Source organism: Nitrosopumilus sp. b2 (assembly GCF_014078535.1).
Lineage (GTDB): Archaea > Thermoproteota > Nitrososphaeria > Nitrososphaerales > Nitrosopumilaceae > Nitrosopumilus > Nitrosopumilus piranensis.
Genome location: NZ_MU078702.1, coordinates 638,542 through 659,154, shown reverse-complemented (window position 1 = coordinate 659,154; position 20,613 = coordinate 638,542). Strand labels below are relative to the sequence as shown.

Sequence of the window (20,613 nt, the reverse complement as noted above, 5' to 3'; positions counted from 1 at the left end):
ATTATCTTCCTTTTATTGCAAAGTCCTTTCGAAGTGGTGGCAAGTCTGCCCAATCTTCGGGCAAAAGTAATCGTCTATTATCTGGATGACCATCAAAGAAAACACCTAGCATCTCAAAAACTTCTCTTTCACCAAACTCTACGCTGTAAAATACATCTCTAAGACTAGGAAGTTTTGTAGAGTCCTGTCCAGGAATTGGATTTGTTTCTCTAGGAGCTCTAGTCGATAATGTAAGAATTTGCTTTGCAAGAGATGATTCAGTATAAGATCCAAGATGATAAACTACTTCAATCTCATTATCTGCTGGAAAATCAACGCCTGAGACTGATTCTGCATGATCATAATGTAAATCATCACGAATGAACTGGGCTACATCATGAACATTTTCCCTACTTGTTTTAATTCCAATTCTATCTTCTTTTACAAAATTTACTTCGACTTTATCTCCAAACTTTTCTACTAATTTATCTGAAATTCCTTTCTCAAATGCTGGAAGTTCAACTGGTTTTTCTTCAGCTTTTGCGGCTGGTTTTGGTGCAGGTTTAGGAGGGGTCGGTTTCTCTTCAGGTTTTGCCTCTGCTGCTGGTTTTTCAGATTCACTACTCATTATACAAACTTCCTAGCCTTCATTCTCTTGATTTTTTCTTGCAGTAAAATACATCCTTGTATGAGAGTTTCAGGTCTAGGTGGGCAACCTGGAACATAGACATCAACTGGAATCACTCCATCAATTCCTGGAAGTACATTGTATGAATCAAAATACAATCCTCCAGTAATTGCACAAGCTCCCATAGCAATTACATACTTTGGTTCTGGCATTTGATCATAAACTAATCTGAGACGTGGTGCCATCTTTCTTGTAATAGTTCCTTGAACAACAACTAGATCACATTGTCTAAGTGATCCAAATGCTTCAATGATACCAAATCTTTCAACATCATATCGTGGACTTGATGCTGCACCAAATTCTACACTGCAACAAGCTGTTTCAATGTGAACAGGCCAGAGTGACCAAATTCTACCCCAATTGATGGCGTAGCCCAATGGTTTATCGATTGCTCGTTCTAAAATATCCCCTAGTTTTCCTACAAAGACATTTGCATTTTCTGGTGTTACCAAGTCTTTAAGCAATCTTATCCCCTAACCTCGTTAATTTGATTTGTATAAAAAACTACCATATTCTTCTTCTCCCTGATTGGTACAATGCAAAAGCCATTGCACCGAACATTATTGCTAAAAATCCCATCATTGGTAAAGTTGCACTCTTGGGAAGTTCCAAAAGAGCACTTCCCCATGCATACAAGAAAATTGCCATTACATCAAATACTACAAACATAAGAATATACGGATAATACTGCATCATGAAATGCGTTCGTCCTTCTCCAGATGGAACCTGACCACATTCCATTGGTAAAAATTTTACAGGGTTACTTCGTTTTCGGGGAGAGACCATTCGTGAAATAATCAATGCAGGTGCCATTGCTGCTATACCAAAGGCAAACATCAATACCACAGTACTGTAATTGCCCGCTAATTCCCCGACCAATTTAGCTTTTCACCCTGATTTTTGTATAAAAAGGTATGTTTCCTTTTTTGGATCATTTTTCGGAAAAAAGAATTTTTTCTAAAGTACTTTATAGAACATTGATTAATTGCGATCATGTCAGTGAATATTGGAGATATTGCTCCAAATTTTGAGCTTCCAGATACAGAACTAAAAATGCGGACTTTGGATGAATTCAAAGGAAAAAAAATCGTTCTTTCATTCATAGTTGCAGCTAGTTCTCCTGTATGTGAAACTGAGCTATGTACATTCAGAGACTCTTGGCAAGAGATTGCAGATATGGGTGCACAAGTAGTAGCAATAAGTAATGATGGGCCTTTTGCAAACAAAGCATTTGCAGAAAAACACAACTTTAATTTTCCATTATTGGGAGATTACAACAGTAAAACAATTAGAGATTACGACATATTGATGAAAGATCTGCTTCACATCAAAGACTACAATGCTGCAAAACGTTCTGTTTTTGTAATTATGGAAGATGGTAAGATTGGTTACAAATGGGTTTCAGAAGATCCATTAAAAGAACCAAACTATGAAGAAATTAAAAATTTCCTCAAGTAGGAAAAAATTTCTTTTTTTATTCTAAATCGGCAATGACGTCGCCTTTTGCGACAGTTGCACCTTCTTTAATTTTTAAATTTTTAAGCGCACCATCTTTGTGTGCTTTGACTGCAACTTGCATCTTCATTGATTCTAGAGTACAGATAACATCACCTTTCTTAACGGAATCACCTTCAGCAACTGCAATAGATACAACTTTTCCCGGGATTTGGCTTTTGAGTGCTAATTGCGCACCACCTGAACCACCGCCACCAGAATTTTTGAAAACAACTTCATCAAAATGAGTGTTCATGTTTAGTGTTACTGGAACATGATCAATTACAAGATTCATTTCATTAGTTGAAGTCTCAAGATATTTTGCTTTATGATATTGTTGATCTAAGATAAATTCTATTCCTTTTGCATCCATGTTAAGAATTCTTAATTGGTGATCCTTGTCATTAATCTTAATTACATAATCATTGTTACCTAAATTTTCAACAATTTTTCCTTCAAATGATTTTTCAATGTCAGATATCTTATAGTTCATTAATCATCAATCCAATTTGTGTTTCCAACTTGTACTGTTAGCATCACTGTTTTGAACTCTACTCTTGAAATATTCAGAATGAATTATGGCAGCAGCCAAAGCAGCTTCACTCTTCTCTTCTTTCTCTTTTTTAAGGTCCTCGGTTAATCTATTAATCATATCATAACGTTTCAAAAAGTCAGTTGACAATTCTCCTTTTTTGTATTCTTCCGAATTTAGAATTGTTTTGTAAAGTGGAATTGATGTCTCTACACCTTGAACGTACATGTCATTTAATGCAGTAAGCATTCTTGTTCTAGATTCTTCAAATGTAGGTCCCCATGTACAGAGTTTTGCCATTAATGAATCATAAAATGGAGACACTGTACATCCAGAATATAGATATGTGTCACATCTAACATTTGGCCCTGCAGGTATTGTTACATCTGGAACAGGTCCAGTTGAAGGTGCAAAGTCCAAGAAGGTATCTTCTGCATTAATTCTACATTCAATAGCATAACCATTCATTTTTAGATCTTTTTGTTTGAATGGAAGTGGTTCTCCATTGGCAATATCAATTTGTAATTTAACAAAGTCTAATCCCGAAACCATTTCACTAATAGGATGTTCTACTTGGAGTCGTGCGTTAATCTCAATAAAGTAAAATTCTCCATTGTCTGCTCTTAAGAATTCTGCAGTACCAAGATTTGTATAATCAACAGCTTCTGCGGCCCTAACAACTAGTTCACCAATTTCCTCTCTTTTTGCTGCATCTACAACAGGGGAAGGGGTTTGTTCGATTAGTTTTTGATTTCGTCTTTGAATTGAGCATTCTCTTTCAAAGAGATGAACTGCATTACCATGATGATCCCTACACATTTGGTATTCAATGTGTCTTGTTTTTTCTAGAAACTTTTCAACGATGATTGCAGATTTTCCAACAGCAGATATAGATTCAGATGTAACAGTTTCAAATCCTTCTCGTAATTCTTTGTCATTAGTAACTAATCTAATTCCACGACCTCCACCACCATAAACAGATTTCAATAGAACAGGATAACCAATGTCATTTGCAATTTTTTCTGCTTCATCAGCATCTTTTACTAGTCCTGGACTTCCAGGTACTGTTGGAACTTTAGCTTTTAACATTGCAGCTTTGCATTCCATTTTATCACCACAAAGATTCATTGAATCTGCAGATGGGCCAATGAAATTGATTTTATTTTTTTCACAAAGTCTTGCAAAGTCATCATTTTCAGAAAGGAAACCATAACCTGGATGTACGGCATCTGTTCCAGAAGATAACATTACATCGAGGATTTTTTCTTGATTAAGATATGATTTTGCAGGAGCGGCCTCGCCAATGTGATAAGATTCATCAGCTTTCTTTACATGTAATGAATTGTAGTCCTCATCAGAATATACTGCAACAGTTTTTATTCCTAATGCATTACATGTTCTAATTACTCTTAGAGCAATTTCTCCTCTGTTTGCAATTAGTACTTTTTCAATCATCTTTAATCACAGGTTAATATTTCCATGTTTTCTTGGAAGTTGTTTTTCTCTTTTGTTTGCAAGCATTTTAAGTGCTTTAATCAACATAGGTCTAGTTTCAGCAGGATCAATTACGTTATCTACAGTTCCATGTGAGGCTGCAACGTATGGGTTCTCAAACTTTTCTGCAAATTCATCAATTAGTTTTTTCTTTAGTGCTTCAGCATCATCTGTATTTTGAAGTTCTTTTCTGTACATGATTTTGACAGCGGCCTCTCCACCCAATACGGCACAACGTGCAGTTGGCCATGCGTAATTAACGTCAGTTCTAAGGTTTTTGCTTCCCATTGCAATGTATGCACCACCATAAGCTTTTCCAATTACCAAAGTGATTCTTGGAACAGTTGCCTCACAATATGCATAAAGTAGTTTGCTACCATGTCTGATGATACCATTGTGTTCCTGATTTGAACCTGGCATGTAACCAGGAGTATCTACTAAAGTAATTAAGGGGATGTTAAATGCATCACAAAATCTAATGAAACGTGCTGCCTTGTTTGATGAATCAATATCTAGTGCACCTGCAAGATGCATTGGATTGTTTGCAATAATTCCCACTACTTGCCCATCCATTCTTCCATAACCTACTACAACATTTGGTGCAAACAATTCATGAACTTCAAAGAATTTATGGTCATCTACAATTGAATTTATAATTTCTTTCATGTCATATGGTTGTAGTGGATTTTCTGGAATAATGTTAATGAGATTATGGTCTAATCTATTTGGATCATCATCAGTTGTAAGTTTTGGGGGATCTTCAGAATTATTTTGAGGAAGAAATGAAATTAATTTTTTAATATAATCCATACATTCGTATTCATTTTGTGCAACAAAGTGTGCAACACCACTTTTTGAACCATGTGTCATTGCACCACCAAGATCATCAAATGAAATTTCTTCTCCTAGTACAGTCTTGACAACATCAGGACCTGTAACGAACATGGTACCAGCTTTGTCGACCATAATAACAAAATCAGTCATAGCTGGAGAATACACCGAACCTCCAGCAGAGGGTCCAATACTTGCAGTAATTTGTGGAATTACTCCTGAAGCTAGTTGATTGTGATAAAAGATATCTGCAAACCCATCAAGACTCATAATTCCTTCTTGAATTCTTGCTCCACCTGAATCCATTATTCCAATAATGGGACATCCAGTTCTAACTGCATGATCCATTAATTTAGTAATTTTTCTGGCACCCATCTGACTCAATGTACCACCAAGTACAGTGAAATCATATGCAAAGACAAAGATTTGTCTACCATTTACTGTTCCATAACCGCCAACAACACCATCTGTAAAGAATTTCTTTTTTTGCATATCATATTCATGGTAATGATGAGTTGTCATTGGATCCATTTCAGTAAAGGAACCCTCATCAAGTAAAAGATCAATTCTCTCACGAGCAGTTAACTTACCCTTTTCATGTTGTGCCTTAATTCTGTCTTGACCGCCGCCCTGAAGAGCAGTATTTCTCTTTTTTACATAGTCTTCAATTTTTTCAGAATGCATGACGTAATCTACAGCAATGTGTTTTCCTATATTAATTTAGTTTGAAAGAAAAGTATTACTTATTTTTTAAAATAATTTGGAGATCATTGAGGATTTTAGAAAATCAGGAGTTAATAATTGGAAATTTTTTGTTTGTGGCCTTCTGATATAACCCAAAGACATCATTTTGCTCACCACATTTTCTACACACACAAAATTGAGAAACATTAGGAATGTCACAATTTTCCTGAAACTCACATTGGGGACAACCAGCAGGGGAGCCACATACAATGCATTGTAATTCATTGACTTCGGCACATTTTTCATGTTTTACTCCAAGTCCTTTTGCCCATAGACCAATTTCGTTGATCTCTATTTTTTCATTGCATACAATACAAGTTCCTGGAAATCTCATGGGAATCTTTCTCCAACTCATTGCATTAACTCAATCTCCTTATCAATAATATCTCCAAATGTTTCTTCTAATTCTAACTCTAATGTTTTATTTTTAATACAAAATAAAACAAAAGGCAAACCAAATGTTACAAATGCGCTAGAAGATAAGTGTAATTTTTTTGCCATAATAGATGAAAGTGATTTAATTTTTGCACCATCCCAACGAATACGATTAAGCAAAGGCCATGAAAGATTGTATTGTGAAAATCTTATTCTATCATCATTGTGATATAGTTTTATCAAGATATCATTTAGATATCTTAGTAATCTCCAATTTTGTGTTCTAATAATTTTTCCATAGAGTACATCAGCTTCTGAAATAATGTTTAGATATTTTGCAAATGTGTCATTATCAAGATTACTAGTAACAATACTAGAATAAAATGCATTAATTTTTTCTCTAGGATCAATTTGCATTGAATACAATACACTTCTAGCTTCATCAACAGATTTTGATTTAAAAAATGCATTAACACCTTCTTCAACATCAATTTTTTCAAATGTTGTTTCTGTTTGTGGATTAAAACCAGTTACCAAAGATTGAGTTAGATTTATCATAGAACGAATGTCACCACGTGATTTATCAATCACTTTAATCAAAGAACCAGGGCTAAGTTTTGCACTTTCTTTTTTCAAAATATTTTCCAGGTATACCCTAAGTAATCGTGGAGGAATTCTTTTGAAATATATTGTCTTTACAACTTTTTTGATGTTTTTCATTTTATCAGCAGAGTCATTATTTGCAGCTAGAATAATTGGAACCGTTGGTTCTTTTAAAATATCAACAAGTGCTGCAACCCCACCATAGTCACCACGACCATGAATTCCATCTACTTCATCTACAAAAATCATTGGAGTCCCAAGTACGCTTACATTCCCTAAAACAGGAGTAAGAATGTCATTTATTCGAGATTTGTTTCGCACATCACTTGCATTAAGGCCAATCATATCATATCCAAATTGTTTTGCAACAAGAAAAGCCATAGTTGTCTTTCCTATTCCAGGTGGGCCAACCAAGAGCAAAGGCTTTGTACCTTTCTTCCATTTTGCAAACCATTCCATGATTAAAGCACGAGATTCTTCATTTCCAACCATATCAGAAATATTCTGAGGTCGGTGTTTTTCAGACCACATCAATGCTATCACTTGGGGAGTTTTGATTCAAATTCAGACCATTTATTGGCCTTTTGTAGTTGGTTATACCAATATTGATTATAATGATCTACAGTTAAGAACAGAAATTCTAAAAATTCTTTGTGAGAAAACTCTTCTGGAAGTAATTCTATTGCAAGTCTTGCATCTTGTAAATACAAATTACTCTTCTCCAAAGTAATTTCAAATCCTTTTTTGACATCATTTGCTAATAATGAATAGTAAAGTGGCCATGAGGGAATTTTTACAAATCCATTTTTAATAGAATCCTCAATTTCATTTCCACATCCAACACCTTCAGCAGCTCTTGCCATTCCCAAATAGAAAACTTCTCCAAGAGGTCTTTCAGCTAATGCCATATTTCTTCCCGCAGTTCCCATTACTGCACGATATTTTTTGTAAGAAAGTGTCATTTCTTCTTCAGTAATTTTTGTTGGTTTTGATTTTAGTTTTTCATCAAGATATTGTCCGACTCTTGCATCCTTGAAACCTTCTTCAAATTCTTTTAAAACCTCATCACCGCCTTTTGAAATTTTTTCACGAGCTAATTTCAAGATGTATGGATTCATTAATTTGTAATCATCAAGATACTCCAAGTCTTCATCTTTATCTACAATTCGATCCATTGGTTCACTAAGATCAATTGCCAATATGTGACCTTCAACTATATCTTGTCGTAGTTGTGGATCATTTCTACCAGTATATTCTGCAGCACCATCAAAGAGGGCATTAAAAACAGGAAATGTCATTTTGACAAAATTAGAATTCAAAATTCGAAGTACCCTATCTTTTAACACATCAGGACTTTCAAGTTTTGATTTTATAGGCTCAATTTCAGAAGCATTTAGAATAATTTCAGTTGAACCTACTTCATCTGCAAAGGCTTGTTGTGTAGAGTTAGGATCATTGTCAGATTTAATTTCATTTAAAAGACATTTAGCAAATCTCTCAGCAAAATTTGGAAATTCGTTTTCTGTTTCTTCTTTGTATTTATTAAATAATTTGTAACCTTTTGATTTGAATAAACCTTGTTTCATAATTTGTTTTCCAGGTTTCGTACTCATCAAAGCTTCTTTGCTAACAACAGATTGATCTTTCCCACTCACAAACTTTAGCTCCCGTATTGTTATTTATGCTTTCAAGAGAAATATTTTCTTCACTTAAATTACGAACCAAGTATATTTCATTATGGAAGTAATTGATATTCTTCGTGAAGTTTCAAAAAGAATTTATGAAAACGTAAAAGATCTTGCAGGAACTGAACATGCTGCAGGTGATTTTGGAAGAGGTGCAGGTGGAGATATTTCTAGAAACATAGACATCATTGCAGAAAAAACAGTTCTTGATTATCTTAAGGAAGTCAATTTTCCATGTGTGGTTTTAGGGGAGGAATGTGGTAGAGTGGAGTTATCAGAAAACCCAAAAGGTTTTGTAATAATGGATGCAATTGATGGTTCTGCAAATGCAGTTAGAGGGGTTCCTTTCTTTTGTAGTTCATTAGCTTTTGCAACAGAGAACAAACTTAGTTCCATTACAGATGGAGTAATCACAAATCTGAATAATGGTGAAATGTATTGGGCATCAAAAAACAAGGGTTCATTTTTTAATGAGGAACAAATCAAAGTGCACAATAAAGATCCAATTTACAAAATTGTTGGGATCAATACATCAGGTGCAACTACAGAACTAATGAAGAAACTATATCCCATATTTGAGAACCATAATCACACTAGACATTTTGGTGCAAACGCCCTAGAAATGGCATTGTTTGCAAGAGGGTTGATGGATATTTTTATTGATTTACGAGATAAAATTAGAATTCAAGATATTGCAGCAGGTTATCTAATTGTTAAAGAAGCAGGAGGACTACTTTTAGATGAAAATTTGAATCCTCTTGATGCAGATCTAAGCTATGATACAAGAGTTTCTTTTATTGCAGCTGCAAATCAGAAAATTCTTGATGAAATAATGTCTCAGATCAACAAATAGATTTTCAGATTTACGTTAGGAAATTAATTTTCCACAGATATAACAGAAATATATTTATCCAAAGTCACGAAAAAACTTGTTGTATGGTTAGTGAAACAAAGGCAAAAGTTGTTTACAGAGAATTATTAAAAGAAGATCTTGTAATTATTAGATTACTTCCAGAAGGAGGAATGCCTGAATACAAAACAGGTCAATTTTTGACAATAGGTGTTCCAATTCCATCAGAAAAAAAGATTGTAAGAAGAGCATATTCGATTGCATCTCATCCAGAAAATAGGGAATATTTTGAATTTGTAATTAGATGGGTAAGAAAACCACTACCAGGTAGAGTAACTACAGAATTGTTCTATGCAAGTGTAGGTGATGAAGTTTGGTTAGGTGATCCTACTGGAACCGCATTACAAATTAGCGACATACTTCCAAATGGACAAGAAGACAAAAGAAGAATAATTTGTGTGGGCGGTGGAACAGGTATTGCACCCTTTGTTGCATTTGCAAAGCATTTCCATGATACAAACGATAAAAGAGAAATTGTTGTTTTACATGGTGCTAGTTATGTTGATGAATTAAGCTACAAACGTCTCTTTACAGATTTAGAATTGGAAAGTGAAAGAGGAGGAAGAGATCAATGGAATTTCAGATACAGAGCAGCAATCAGCAGACCAAAAGAATTCTTCAATAGATCTTGGAATGGTCATACAGGTAGAGTCGAATCATTTTTTGCACCTAACAAAAAGACAGGATTATCACCCGTAGAGGAGATGGTAGGAGAAAAGATTACGCCAGAAAATACAATTATCTATATTTGTGGTTATCAAGGAACTATTGACGGTGTAATTGATTCCCTAGGTCCACAAGGCTTTGTTACAGAACATGAAAAGAAGCCTGATGGTAGTTTTGGAATCAAATTTGAATCATACGGATAAATAAAAAGGAGTTAATTTTTATTTTTGGCATCTGTAATTTTCCAGTTATTACTACCTGTGGATTTTTATATTGATAGTATTTTTCAAAAGCATGGCAGAACTAAAATGTAGGGATTACGGTTTTGAATGTGATTTTGTAGCTAGTGGCGATATGGAAGAAGTGATTGAGAATTTTAGAAATCACACGGATGAGGAACATGGGATTGATTATTCTAAAGAAGCAATTATGCAATTTCTACTAAGAAAACAAGGACTTTAAAAAAAATTAATTTTCTAATTTTTGCATTCTCATTGACAATACAGGTAATTCTTTATCTATAATTTTTTCAACGGCCGGAACAATACCTTTCCTAGCTTTGACACTTTCATCAAAGATTTCTGCAATTTGGTCTTTGAATAACAATTTGATTCCTGGAAGAGTTGTAATATCCTCATTGACAGCTCTTGGTTCAGAAATATCCATGATCAGAGTACCTTTCTTCTTCTCTTCCATGACTAATCGGATTCTTTCATGAGTGATAATGAAATAGTCAGCTGTGGTTGCAACAAATACTATATCATATTTATCCAAACCAGATAATGCATCTTCAAAGTTTACAGGAGTTCCACCTACAATTGTTGAGAAGCCAGTAGCCCTATCAATAGTTCTACTTGCAACATCATATGCAACTTTTTTCTTGTTGAGAGTTTTTGCAACTTGAGCTGCAGACTCGCCAGTTCCCAAGAGCAATACTTTCTTTTTTGAATCTAAACCAGCTTTTTCATCAACTAATTTTACTGCTATATCACCAAGTGAGACCACATCTTTTTCGATTCCAGTAGCATCTCTCATTTTTGTGGCTAATCTAATAACACTTTCAAATAATTTGTTGAGTATTTTACCTGAAGTTCCTGCTTCTTTTGCTTTATCTAAGGACTGAATAATTTCATCAAAAACTTCTCTTTTTCCTACAACAAATGAGTCAAGTCCTGCAGCTAAACGTAACAGATGAAGATAAACATCATTTCCCTTGTACACTTCAATTGTTTGATCAAAATGATCAATGTCTATCTGTTCTAATGCAGATAATGAAACCCAAGTGTCTTTAATTTTATTTAAGACAAGACCTTTTGCTTCATCTCTTCTTGCATCAGGTGAATCTTCATCTTCAACATTACTTACAGTAAAAATTTCAACTCTACTTGCAGTCTGAATTATAATACATTCATCAACACCTGGAATCTTTTTGAATTCCTCACATGCTGCACCTACATCTTTGAATGCAAATTTAGATAAAGAATGAATTGGAACATTTTTGAAAGTTACTCTTGTATTCACTACATCAAAGCTTACATTACCCAAACCACATCATCCTCATTTTTTGAGCTTGTCTCTACCGCCCCTAGCTGTTCTAAATACATTCATGCCAATAAAGTAATTTTCATGTAAGGATTCTAAGTAAGTAATTTCATCTTCTGCATCTTTAATTTCTTTTTTAGTTGCATCAGGATTATTCTTTAGTGTCTCAAGTTTTAGTTTTGCAACTTCTAAAATTTCATCCACACCTCTTTCATAATTTGAGACTCCTTCAAATTCGGGACTCAGAACATGTTCAGGAACATATCTAGGTGTTTGATCGTGAGGAGTTTCTGCTTGTAATGTAAGAGATTCTTGTTGTTCCGCAGTAAGAATAGGTCGTGGAAAACGTTCCTCTTTTTGTAACCAAAATTCGGGTTCGCCCATTTCACGGCGAAAGATTTCTTCCCCTTGTCGCTTAAACGTATAATCAGGTGCTTTTGCTGCGTCTGCTTTTATTTCAGCAGCAATTGCTTTGTATTCTTCTTCTGCTGCAGCTTCAGCTTCAGCTTTTGCGGCTTCTGCTCTTGCCAGAGCTTCTTTGGCTGCAATCTCAGCTTCTTCAGCTGCTTTTGCAGCAGCTTCAGCCTTTGCAATTGCATCAGCTGCTTGTTTTGCTTCTTCAGCTTCTTTTGCCGCTTTTGTTTTTGCAGTGTCTTCAGCAGATGGCTTAGATGCAGAATCTTCCGTAGTTTTTGATTCTACTTCAGATTCTTTTTTCTCTTCAGACAACAAAATAATCACAAATTTGCCTGAATTTTAATATTCTTGTGATAATGACTGCAAATTATTACTTTTAGAACAACAAAGTGTCAAAATACAAATTTGATCGGTTGTAAAATGATTTTCAAATGAATAAATGAAATAATGGCGCCCTCGGCGGGATTTGAACACGCGTCTCAGCCGTGACAGGGCCGAATTCTAGACCGGGCTATACTACAAGGGCACAAGTTCTTTGAATCAAATTGCCAGATTAAAAGTTTCTGTCACAACAATAAATTTTGTAAAAGACTAAATTATACACGTAAAGCATTTTTCGTGAGGGTCTATGGCGCAGCCAGGTAGCGCACCGGACTTTTAATCCGGTTGTCAAGGGTCCGAATCCCTTTAGACCCGCTACTTTTCTTTTTTATTATCGAATAATTTCATCTATTTGTTTTTTCAAGTCTTCAAGAGAAGAGTTAATTTTATTTTCTCTAAAAGTAATATCAGTTCTAAAATCATTAATTTTTTTAATTCTATCAGAAATCATTCTTTTTTGTTCATCATAGCCTGAAGAACCATAAGATTTTCTATCCCTTAGTGATGAAACAACAGTTGTAGAAGAGATTATTTTTGAAACTAGTTTGGGATCAACTTTTGTATCAGCCACAGATTTTTTTATGTCAGATGGAGTTAATTTTGAAAGTGATTTTTTTGAGGCATGTGCCAATTGGACCAATGAACCAGCGATTTTATGAGTTACACGGAATGGAATACCTTCTTGAACTAATTTTTCTGCAATATCTAGAGCAATAAGATTACTTGATTCGGTTACTTTCTTCATTTGTTTTTCATTAACTTTCAAAGTTAGAAGCATTGATTTTAAAATTAGCAGAGCATTAATTGAAATTTTTGATGTTGACCATATGGAAGATTTTATTTGTTGCAAGTCACGTCCATAACCAGAAGCTAATCCCTTGATTGTAGATAAAATTGCTGTAAGATTTCCAATCACTTCAGCTGTTTTTCCACGAGTTAATTCTAAAATATCAGGGTTTTTCTTTTGAGGCATTACACTTGAAGGAGATGTAAATTCATCAGATAGTTCAATAAAAGAAAATTCAGTTGTTGACCATATTACAAAGTCTTCAGCAATTTTGCTTAGATTAGTCATCAAAATCGAAATCATTGAAACGTATTCTGCTACAAAATCACGTGTGCTGGTCGCATCAATTGAATTTTCAACTATATCATCAAATCCCAACATCTTGGCAGTACTGTGTCTATCAATTGGAATACTAGTTCCGCCAACAGGACCAGCACCAAGAGGGCTTTGATTTATTCTTTCAAAAGTTCCGTATAGTCTCTGAAAATCTCTTGATAAAACATCTGCATGTGCAAGAAGATAATGAGAAAATAGACCTGCTTGAGCTTGTTGAAGATGAGTATAAAGTGGCATGATAGTTTTTTGATGATTTTTAGCCACAGAAACAAGAGCCTCGATTGTATCCAAGAGACAATTACAGATAATATTGATATCATCTCTGATCTTCATTCTAATATCCAAAACAACTTGATCATTTCTGGATCTTGCAGTATGCATTTTACCTCCGCTTGTCATTCCAGCTCTTTTGATTACCAATGCTTCGATTAACTCATGAATGTCTTCTGCGCCTGATGAGGAATCAAATGTTTCATCCTTTAAACTCTCTAGAGAAGATAGTATTTTTTTTGCATCATTTTTTGTGATAATCTTTTGTTGGTATAGCATCAATGTATGAGCTTGACTTCCAAGAATATCATAGAAAGCAATTGCAGAGTCATCATCAATTGAGGATACATAATCTAAAGTAATATCACTCAAATCATTACCAAGACGTGAACGATACATTACCTAAGGTTCTAGAATGGTTATATATAGCATCGACGCTTTTGCCCACATGAGTCAAGACATCAAACAGCTTAGGGTAAAACTATTCGATGAGTTATCAAAGATTGTAGATCCAGAAATCAACACATCAATTGTTGAGCTGGAATTAATTGATGAGGTTGATATCAATGATAGTAATGTAAAAGTTGATTTGCATTTAACAAGTCCATTCTGTCCAGCAGTATTTGGTTTTAAAATTTGTCAAGACATACATGACAATCTTTTGAAAGTAGATGGCGTTGAGGATGTTAAAGTAAATGTCTCAAATCACTTTATGGCCGAACAGATTAACAATCAAGTAAATAATAGCCCAAATCCAAAAAAACAGGATTAACTTCTAAAGCCAAGCATGTATCCTCTAAGAAGCTGAATTCCCATTGCGGGGTCAACACCTTTTGGACATACCTGACTACAAGAGCCAGCAAAATGACATCTCCAAATTCCATGAGAGTCATCAATAATTTTTAGTCTAGAGTCTTTTCCTTTATCTCTACTATCTGCCACATATCGATATGCCTGAGCAAGTGCTTGTGGACCAACAAATGAAGAGTCAGTAGCCATAGTAGGACATGCTGAATTACACAAACCACATTTGATACAGTTTGCAAACTGGATGTATTGTTCTAATTCTTCAGGAGATTGCATGAATTCTTTTGCATCAGATTCTAATTCAGTATCATCTCTATCCAAGTAAGGTTTGATTTTATGATGAGTGTCAAACAGTCTTTCAAATTTGACAGCTAAATCACGAATAATTGGAAAGTTGTTCATGGGTTCAACTGTTATTACATTTGAATCAAGTTCACTGATTTTTGTAAAACAAGCAAGTCTTGGTTTTCCATTAATTATCATTCCACACGAACCACATGTTGCCTGTCTACATGAATAGCGAACTGCAACTGAATGGTCAAAGTGTTTCTTTACATCAAGAATTGCTTCAAGCACGGTAGTCCATTTTTCATAGGGAACAGTAAATTCCATGAATTGTTTTTTAGTGTCTTTTTCAGGATTAAATCTTGCAATTCTAAGAGTGATTGATTTTGATGATTGTTCATCTGCAATACTAGAAACTTGTGCCATCTCTACACCATCCCCATGTTAGTCATAATAATTGTTCGTGAACCATATGCTATTAAGGCAAACATTGCAGCAAGACAGCCATAAGAAACTGCTTTTTCATACGCAGGTCCTTGTTTAAGTTCCAATAAGATCACTCTTAATCCATTAAATCCATGAACAGAAAGTAAGATTAGTATTAATTCTAACATTATTGCATAAGGAATGAATTTGTAGTTTGCAAGAACTGTTTCATACTCTAAAGAGTCAGCAAAGCCCATAGTCATACGCATCAATATGTGGACTGCCACTAAGGCGACTGCTGCCAAAGCAGTTCCATAGTGAATTTTCATTATTGTACTTTCTCTCATTTTACTCACCAAACATTACGGCCAATCCGTACATCATAGCAATAGCAGCAAGAATTATTGCAGAATAGATTCCTATCTTATGTCTATAGTTTTGTGATGCTGGATCATATGGATAATCAGGTCTTGCGGGTTTTCCAACACCAACCCCACCATGTCCTAACATCACTCTAATTCCATTAACAGTATGAAATACACACATTGCAATCACAATTGCCAATAAGATGTGTCCTTCAGTAGTTTGAGTTAATTCTAGAAATTCATTCCACCCTACTCGTCCCCGTAGAATATTACTAGTTTCATAAATGTGACCGATAAAATATGCTAACAATCCTAATCCGCTTAATCTCATTAGCCAATAGGCTACTCTTTCAATTCCATAACGACTTGGATTGGCCATTCCTTTGATGCCTTCTTTGTGTTCGTCTTGAGTCATCTAGTATTTTCTCTCCACAGGCTGATACTTAGTGATTGTTACTGGATGTGTTTTCATGATGGGTTCATTTGGATCATAATAGGCAAGTGTGTGATGCAAAAAGTTTGCATCGTCTCTTTTAGTATAGTCAGTTCTTGCATGTGCACCACGAGATTCTTTTCTATTAATTGCACCAATTAATACAATCTCAGCTACTCTGAACATAGAATCAAGTTCCATCACATTTGAAAAGTTTGTGTTGTACTCTTTTGCTTTATCATCAACATGTTTCCAAGTCTGTGCTTTAAGCTCACGTATTCTCTTAAGACCTGCAACAAGATCAGTTTCGTTTCTGTAAACGTATGCTTTCTCATTCATTGTATCAGTTAATTCTTGTCTAATTTCATATGGATTTGCATCTCCATTTCCCCTAAAGATTCCATCATAGATTCGCTTCTCTTCTGCTGCAACCAAGTGATGAGGCCATTGATCTGCAGTAGTAGTTTTCATTGCATATTCAGCTGCCAATTCACCTGTGATTTTACCCCAAACTATACATTCTGAGGTAGAGTTTGCACCTAGTCTATTTGATCCATGAACACTATTACATGCAGCCTCACCTGCCGCCCAAACACCTTGGATTTCTGTTGCACCATCAATATCAGTATGGAGTCCACCCATCATGTAATGACATACAGGTCTAATGTCAAGTAATTCTTGAGCAGGATCAAGTCCTGAAAACTTGATGGAGATTTCTCTAATTCCACCTAATTTCTCTTTGATCTTTTCATCACCAATATGTCGCAAATCAAGTTTCATACAATCAACACCAGTTTCATGCTTGAATCCACGGCCCTCTTTGATTTCCGTCATTATTGATCTTGAAACAATATCACGTGGAGCTAATTCCATCTTCTCAGCTGCATAATTTTTCATGAATCGTTCACCTTTGTTGTTAAGAAGATAACCGCCTTCTCCTCTTGCACCTTCAGTAATTAAAATTCCAGATGGTAAAATACCAGTAGGATGGAATTGTACAAACTCCATATCTTTTAGTGCCATGCCAGCACGTAATCCCATATCCAAGCCATCAGGAGTTGAAGATAATGCATAGGTTGAAAAACTATACAGTCTTCCAGCACCACCAGTTGCAATAATGAGAGCTTTTCCTTTAATTGTGTAAAATGTTCCCGAACCTAATTCAATTGCAGTAAGACCCATGAATTTTTTTCCATTATGAATAATTGATGTTGCAAACCATTCGTTAAGATATTCAATATTTTCAAATTTCTGACAAGTGTCATACAAGGTTTGCATTTCAAAGAAACCAACTTTGTCTGATGCATAAGTTGCTCTAGGAAAACTATAACCACCAAAGTTTCTTTGATCAATTCTTCCATCTTCTTTTCTAGACCATGGCATACCCCAATGGTCCAACTGATGAATTTCTTGGGGCATCTCAACACAAAGTCTTTCTGCAACATCTTGGTCTGCAAGAAAGTCACTGCCCTTTACAGTATCATAAACATGAGATTCAATTGTATCCCCTGCATCTTCTTGAATTACTGCAGCAGTTCCACCTTCTGCTGAAACAGAATGAGAACGCATTACTTGTAATTTTGATACAATACCGATTTTCAGATTCGGTCCTTTTTTTGCAGCTGCAATTGCTGCTCTAAGACCAGCTAAGCCAGAACCACAAATTATCAAATCAAACTCAATTGAATCGACCATTTTAAGACAAACTTGCTTAGGGCTGGATAAATATGTAGTAATTGTCAGGCATGAATCAAAATATTCATATATATCACTAGTGATATCACTAGTGATGATTTCTGAATGGTTTCAGAGAGTAGGAAGTTCAGTTCCTAGAGGATTTTCAAGGTATTTCATACTAGAGTTACTTAAGAAAAAAGAACATACAGGAAAAGAAATCATAGATTATGCAGTAGAACAGAGTAATGGAATTTGGAAGCCATCACCTGGATTGATTTATCCATTGTTAGGCAGACTATTAGATGAAGGACTAATTCAAGAGACAAAAGATGGAAAATATCAATTAACAAAGAGAGGTGCTGAAACTGCACAAGATGTAGATAAAGTCAATGATATTATAAAAAAGCAATTAGATGTTCTTTTTAGATTAGGAAACGTTGGAAGGTTTGTAGCAATGGATTTACTTGAAAAAATATCTTCAATGGGTGCCATTTTGAGTTCAAATGTTGCAAATATGACTAATGAAGAGACTGAGAAATATAGAAAATTTCTTCAAGAGGAGTTAAAGAAAATTGATGCAAAAGACGTTGAAAAAAAAGGTAAAAAAATCAAAATAGACTAAATCTAACAACGATAAATTATTTTAAAAAATCAGCAATTATGGGCACAAAAGCAGCATATAGTATAATAAAATACAAAAATGAAAAAACTACAAGTTGTAGAAAAACTCATGTAAATAAAAGAAATAAATGAAATTTAGAAAATATGTCAACTGTGTTATGCCAAAGGAATTATTTTATAAGAATAGTGCATAACAACAAAAAAAGAGTAAAAAAATGTTTAACGAGATAATTGCTTAAAATCATAAATAATTCAGAAAAAAAGTAACTTTATGAAAAAATTACGTAGTATGTTAAAAGATAACAAGCCTTTAGTCATTCCTGGAGTCTATGATGCAATTGGTGCAAAAATTGCTGAAAAAGTAGGATTTGATGTTATGTTTCAAACAGGATATGGGACATCTGCAACTCTTTTTGGAATGCCAGATTACGGATTCATTGGAGCAACAGAAACAGTTGACAACGCAAGAAGAATTTGCAGGGCAGTCAAAGTTCCAGTAATAGTAGATTCTGATACAGGTTACGGAAATGCACTTAGTGTTTGGAAGCTTGTAAAAGAATTAGAATCTGCAGGTGCCTCGGGGATTTTTCTAGAGGATCAAAGATGGCCAAAAAGATGTGGACATATGCAAGGAAAAGAAGTTGTCTCCCAAGAAGAATATACAGAAAAACTGAGTGCTGCAATTGATGCAAGAGAAAACAAAGATTTCATTATTGTTGCAAGAACAGATGCAAGAGCAACAGAAGGTCTTGATGCAGCAATAGAAAGAGGATTACAAAATAAAAAAACAGGAGCTGATGCTGTATTTGTGGAGGCACCAAGATCTATTGAAGAGATGAAGAAGATTGGAAAATCAATAAATGCACCATTAGTTGCAAATATGATTGAAGGAGGAGCAACCCCAATTAGTTCTGCTCAAGAATTACACAAAATAGGATTTAAGATAATTTTGTATCCATTATCAGTATTGTTTGCAAATACTTTTGCTACAATGAATATACTTCAAGAATTAAAAAAGACAGGTACGACTTCAAAATATAAAAACAAAGTAGTGAATTTTGATCAGTTCAATGAACTTGTAGAACTTTCTAAATTTAGAAAGATGGAAAAGAAGTATGGATTTTCAAAAAGAGAATAAAATAAAAAAGTACAAGTAAAGTCAGTTATGCCTGATTTCTCTTTACTTCAATTTCTATGGTTGAAACGTTTCGGGTTCTGCCGTCTTGTGACTCTAATGATTCTGAGCCTATTTTGATTTCTCCGATAGAGTATCCTGCATTTTCAGTTTTTCGTGCAATGATTTGAGCTACATCTACAGCACGTCCTATGCTGAGTCCTCTAGCTTTGATGTTGACGGATGGTAAGTTTGCCAATTGAATTAGCGTTGATGTAACATATGCCATCAATGGTTTCTTACCAATGAATATGGTGTCTCTGGCTTCGGTTGACATGAAAAATTTGGTATTTAAGGATAATTTAAAGCTAAAAGTGTTTTTTCCAGTATAAGATAATTTTTTTGAAAATTTTGAACTATTATTAACTAGAAACTAGGATTTTATTTCGAATTTGGAAAATATTTCAAAAGTTTTAGAATCTGGGAGCAGTAAAGAAAAAATCAAAATTTTAGAAACTTTGAATGAAACAGACAATCCTAAAATTTTAGAGAAAATTATTTCAAAATTAGATGATGACGATATTCAAGTGAGAGGAGAAGCATTTAGTTCGCTTGTATTAAATAAAAACAAGATAGCAGGTTTTTTAATTAAAAGTCTAAATTCATCCAGTAAAAATATTCGAGGATTTGTATCTTTAGTTTTAGCAAATAGAAATGAAACATCAGCAATTCCAAATATAAAAAAACTTGTAAAGGATGAACGTTCCATGGTTAGATCTTGTGCAATTGGCGCACTAGGATATCTAAAATACAAAGATGCCCAAGAAATTTTTCTAAATTCAGTTCTAGATGACAATCTTGAAGTTAGAAAAAGTGCATTACAAGCAATAATTAATCTAAAAATATCAATTTCAGAAGAAAAAATTAATGAGATCTCCAAAGATGGAGATTCTGAAATATTAAAAATGCTTTTGGAATTAAAAAAGAAATAGTGGACCGGAAGGGATTTGAACCCTTGATCCGATGCATGCCATGCACCTATCCTACCAGACTAGACGACCGGCCCATATTCAGATTACGAATCATTAACATTTTTTAAATTGGTTATTAACGTTTAGCGGTCAGATAGAAAATACATGTATGAAATTAAC

The 20,613-nt window shown here is 34.5% G+C and carries 25 protein-coding genes and 3 tRNA genes; 9 read left to right on the top strand and 19 right to left on the bottom strand.

Going from position 1 to position 20,613, the window contains the following annotated elements; all coding sequences use genetic code 11:
- Position 1: 1 nt before the first annotated feature.
- Genes C6989_RS03985 through C6989_RS03975 form a run of 3 tightly spaced genes read right to left on the bottom strand, consistent with a single transcriptional unit; the run spans position 2 to position 1,504 of the window.
- Positions 2-607 carry an NADH-quinone oxidoreductase subunit C gene (locus C6989_RS03985; RefSeq protein WP_148702819.1) on the bottom strand — a complete coding sequence of 202 codons (606 nt, stop codon included), beginning with the start codon at positions 605-607 and terminating at the stop codon, positions 2-4.
- Positions 607-1,131, bottom strand: coding sequence for an NADH-quinone oxidoreductase subunit B (gene nuoB / locus C6989_RS03980; protein ID WP_014962545.1), 525 nt, complete (start codon positions 1,129-1,131; stop codon positions 607-609). Before nuoB ends, C6989_RS03985 begins: the two co-directional genes overlap by 1 nt.
- A gap of 40 nt (positions 1,132-1,171) precedes the next feature.
- Positions 1,172-1,504, bottom strand: a complete 333-nt coding sequence (locus C6989_RS03975) for an NADH-quinone oxidoreductase subunit A (protein WP_048069033.1) — start codon at positions 1,502-1,504, stop codon at positions 1,172-1,174.
- A gap of 156 nt (positions 1,505-1,660) precedes the next feature.
- Between C6989_RS03975 and C6989_RS03970 the strand changes: the two genes are divergently transcribed.
- On the top strand, positions 1,661-2,125 hold the full coding sequence (locus C6989_RS03970) for a redoxin domain-containing protein (protein ID WP_148702818.1): 465 nt from the start codon (positions 1,661-1,663) through the stop codon (positions 2,123-2,125).
- A 16-nt stretch (positions 2,126-2,141) separates the two neighbouring features.
- Here C6989_RS03970 and C6989_RS03965 read toward each other — a convergent pair whose 3' ends face one another.
- The 6 genes from C6989_RS03965 to C6989_RS10205 all read right to left on the bottom strand — a co-directional run bounded on the left by C6989_RS03965 (position 2,142) and on the right by C6989_RS10205 (position 8,395).
- Complete coding sequence (locus C6989_RS03965) at positions 2,142-2,654, bottom strand: acyl-CoA carboxylase biotin carboxyl carrier protein subunit (RefSeq protein ID WP_182126393.1); 513 nt, start codon at positions 2,652-2,654, stop codon at positions 2,142-2,144.
- A 6-nt stretch (positions 2,655-2,660) separates the two neighbouring features.
- On the bottom strand, positions 2,661-4,148 hold the full coding sequence (locus C6989_RS03960; protein WP_182126392.1) for an acetyl-CoA carboxylase biotin carboxylase subunit: 1,488 nt from the start codon (positions 4,146-4,148) through the stop codon (positions 2,661-2,663).
- Positions 4,149-4,154: 6 nt separating this feature from the next.
- The gene (locus C6989_RS03955) at positions 4,155-5,702 is read right to left on the bottom strand and encodes an acyl-CoA carboxylase subunit beta (protein WP_148702815.1); all 1,548 of its coding nucleotides are present in this window, start codon (positions 5,700-5,702) and stop codon (positions 4,155-4,157) included.
- A gap of 103 nt (positions 5,703-5,805) precedes the next feature.
- Positions 5,806-6,117, bottom strand: a complete 312-nt coding sequence (locus C6989_RS03950; RefSeq protein ID WP_255464630.1) for a hypothetical protein — start codon at positions 6,115-6,117, stop codon at positions 5,806-5,808.
- A complete protein-coding gene (locus C6989_RS03945) occupies positions 6,114-7,271 on the bottom strand; it encodes an AAA family ATPase (protein WP_148704108.1) in 1,158 nt (385 codons plus the stop codon). Before C6989_RS03945 ends, C6989_RS03950 begins: the two co-directional genes overlap by 4 nt.
- A gap of 8 nt (positions 7,272-7,279) precedes the next feature.
- Positions 7,280-8,395, bottom strand: coding sequence for a hypothetical protein (locus tag C6989_RS10205; protein WP_255464629.1), 1,116 nt, complete (start codon positions 8,393-8,395; stop codon positions 7,280-7,282).
- 82 nt (positions 8,396-8,477) lie between these two features.
- Here C6989_RS10205 and C6989_RS03935 point away from each other — a divergent pair, with 82 nt between their 5' ends.
- The 3 genes from C6989_RS03935 to C6989_RS03925 all read left to right on the top strand — a co-directional run bounded on the left by C6989_RS03935 (position 8,478) and on the right by C6989_RS03925 (position 10,463).
- The gene (locus tag C6989_RS03935; protein WP_148702814.1) at positions 8,478-9,278 is read left to right on the top strand and encodes an inositol monophosphatase family protein; all 801 of its coding nucleotides are present in this window, start codon (positions 8,478-8,480) and stop codon (positions 9,276-9,278) included.
- Positions 9,279-9,361: 83 nt separating this feature from the next.
- Positions 9,362-10,204, top strand: a complete 843-nt coding sequence (locus tag C6989_RS03930; protein WP_148702813.1) for an FAD-binding oxidoreductase — start codon at positions 9,362-9,364, stop codon at positions 10,202-10,204.
- A gap of 91 nt (positions 10,205-10,295) precedes the next feature.
- On the top strand, positions 10,296-10,463 hold the full coding sequence (locus C6989_RS03925; RefSeq protein WP_014962534.1) for a DUF1059 domain-containing protein: 168 nt from the start codon (positions 10,296-10,298) through the stop codon (positions 10,461-10,463).
- Positions 10,464-10,469: 6 nt separating this feature from the next.
- Here C6989_RS03925 and C6989_RS03920 read toward each other — a convergent pair whose 3' ends face one another.
- The 3 genes from C6989_RS03920 to C6989_RS03910 form a co-directional block, all read right to left on the bottom strand.
- Positions 10,470-11,546: a glutamyl-tRNA reductase gene (locus tag C6989_RS03920; protein ID WP_148702812.1), complete on the bottom strand. Its 1,077-nt coding sequence runs from the start codon at positions 11,544-11,546 to the stop codon at positions 10,470-10,472.
- Positions 11,547-11,558: 12 nt separating this feature from the next.
- Positions 11,559-12,272 carry a hypothetical protein gene (locus C6989_RS03915; RefSeq protein WP_148702811.1) on the bottom strand — a complete coding sequence of 238 codons (714 nt, stop codon included), beginning with the start codon at positions 12,270-12,272 and terminating at the stop codon, positions 11,559-11,561.
- Between the two features lie 136 nt (positions 12,273-12,408).
- A tRNA-Asp gene (locus C6989_RS03910) sits at positions 12,409-12,486 on the bottom strand.
- 96 nt (positions 12,487-12,582) lie between these two features.
- On the opposite strand from C6989_RS03910, the gene C6989_RS03905 reads away from it, so the two are divergent.
- Positions 12,583-12,656, top strand: a tRNA-Lys gene (locus C6989_RS03905).
- A gap of 16 nt (positions 12,657-12,672) precedes the next feature.
- Here C6989_RS03905 and argH read toward each other — a convergent pair.
- Complete coding sequence (gene argH / locus C6989_RS03900; RefSeq protein WP_148702810.1) at positions 12,673-14,133, bottom strand: argininosuccinate lyase; 1,461 nt, start codon at positions 14,131-14,133, stop codon at positions 12,673-12,675.
- A 49-nt stretch (positions 14,134-14,182) separates the two neighbouring features.
- Here argH and C6989_RS03895 point away from each other — a divergent pair, with 49 nt between their 5' ends.
- Complete coding sequence (locus C6989_RS03895; RefSeq protein ID WP_148702809.1) at positions 14,183-14,506, top strand: metal-sulfur cluster assembly factor; 324 nt, start codon at positions 14,183-14,185, stop codon at positions 14,504-14,506.
- Here C6989_RS03895 and C6989_RS03890 read toward each other — a convergent pair.
- From C6989_RS03890 to C6989_RS03875, 4 genes are read right to left on the bottom strand one after another with little or no spacing between them, the layout of a single operon-like run.
- A complete protein-coding gene (locus C6989_RS03890; RefSeq protein WP_148702808.1) occupies positions 14,503-15,252 on the bottom strand; it encodes a succinate dehydrogenase/fumarate reductase iron-sulfur subunit in 750 nt (249 codons plus the stop codon). The genes C6989_RS03895 and C6989_RS03890 overlap by 4 nt on opposite strands.
- 2 nt (positions 15,253-15,254) lie before the next feature.
- Complete coding sequence (locus C6989_RS03885) at positions 15,255-15,599, bottom strand: succinate dehydrogenase/fumarate reductase transmembrane subunit (RefSeq protein ID WP_148702807.1); 345 nt, start codon at positions 15,597-15,599, stop codon at positions 15,255-15,257.
- 1 nt (position 15,600) lies between these two features.
- Positions 15,601-16,032 (bottom strand): succinate dehydrogenase/fumarate reductase transmembrane subunit, encoded by a 432-nt coding sequence (locus C6989_RS03880; RefSeq protein WP_148702806.1) that lies wholly within the window; start codon positions 16,030-16,032, stop codon positions 15,601-15,603.
- Positions 16,033-17,745 carry a succinate dehydrogenase/fumarate reductase flavoprotein subunit gene (locus tag C6989_RS03875; RefSeq protein WP_182126391.1) on the bottom strand — a complete coding sequence of 571 codons (1,713 nt, stop codon included), beginning with the start codon at positions 17,743-17,745 and terminating at the stop codon, positions 16,033-16,035.
- A 94-nt stretch (positions 17,746-17,839) separates the two neighbouring features.
- Between C6989_RS03875 and C6989_RS03870 the strand changes: the two genes are divergently transcribed.
- Together C6989_RS03870 and C6989_RS03865 are read left to right on the top strand one after the other, a co-directional pair.
- Entirely contained in the window at positions 17,840-18,349 is a 510-nt protein-coding gene (locus tag C6989_RS03870; protein ID WP_182126390.1) for a PadR family transcriptional regulator, read from the top strand.
- Positions 18,350-18,637: 288 nt separating this feature from the next.
- On the top strand, positions 18,638-19,486 hold the full coding sequence (locus tag C6989_RS03865) for an isocitrate lyase/PEP mutase family protein (RefSeq protein WP_148704105.1): 849 nt from the start codon (positions 18,638-18,640) through the stop codon (positions 19,484-19,486).
- 25 nt (positions 19,487-19,511) lie between these two features.
- On the opposite strand, the gene C6989_RS03860 is transcribed toward C6989_RS03865, so the two are convergent.
- Entirely contained in the window at positions 19,512-19,799 is a 288-nt protein-coding gene (locus tag C6989_RS03860; RefSeq protein ID WP_016939700.1) for an AlbA family DNA/RNA-binding protein, read from the bottom strand.
- Between the two features lie 115 nt (positions 19,800-19,914).
- Between C6989_RS03860 and C6989_RS03855 the strand changes: the two genes are divergently transcribed.
- Positions 19,915-20,454, top strand: a complete 540-nt coding sequence (locus C6989_RS03855) for a HEAT repeat domain-containing protein (RefSeq protein WP_148702804.1) — start codon at positions 19,915-19,917, stop codon at positions 20,452-20,454.
- Here the strand turns inward: C6989_RS03855 and C6989_RS03850 are convergent.
- Positions 20,455-20,528 (bottom strand) — tRNA-Ala (locus tag C6989_RS03850). It abuts the gene before it with no gap.
- Positions 20,529-20,613 lie beyond the last annotated feature (85 nt).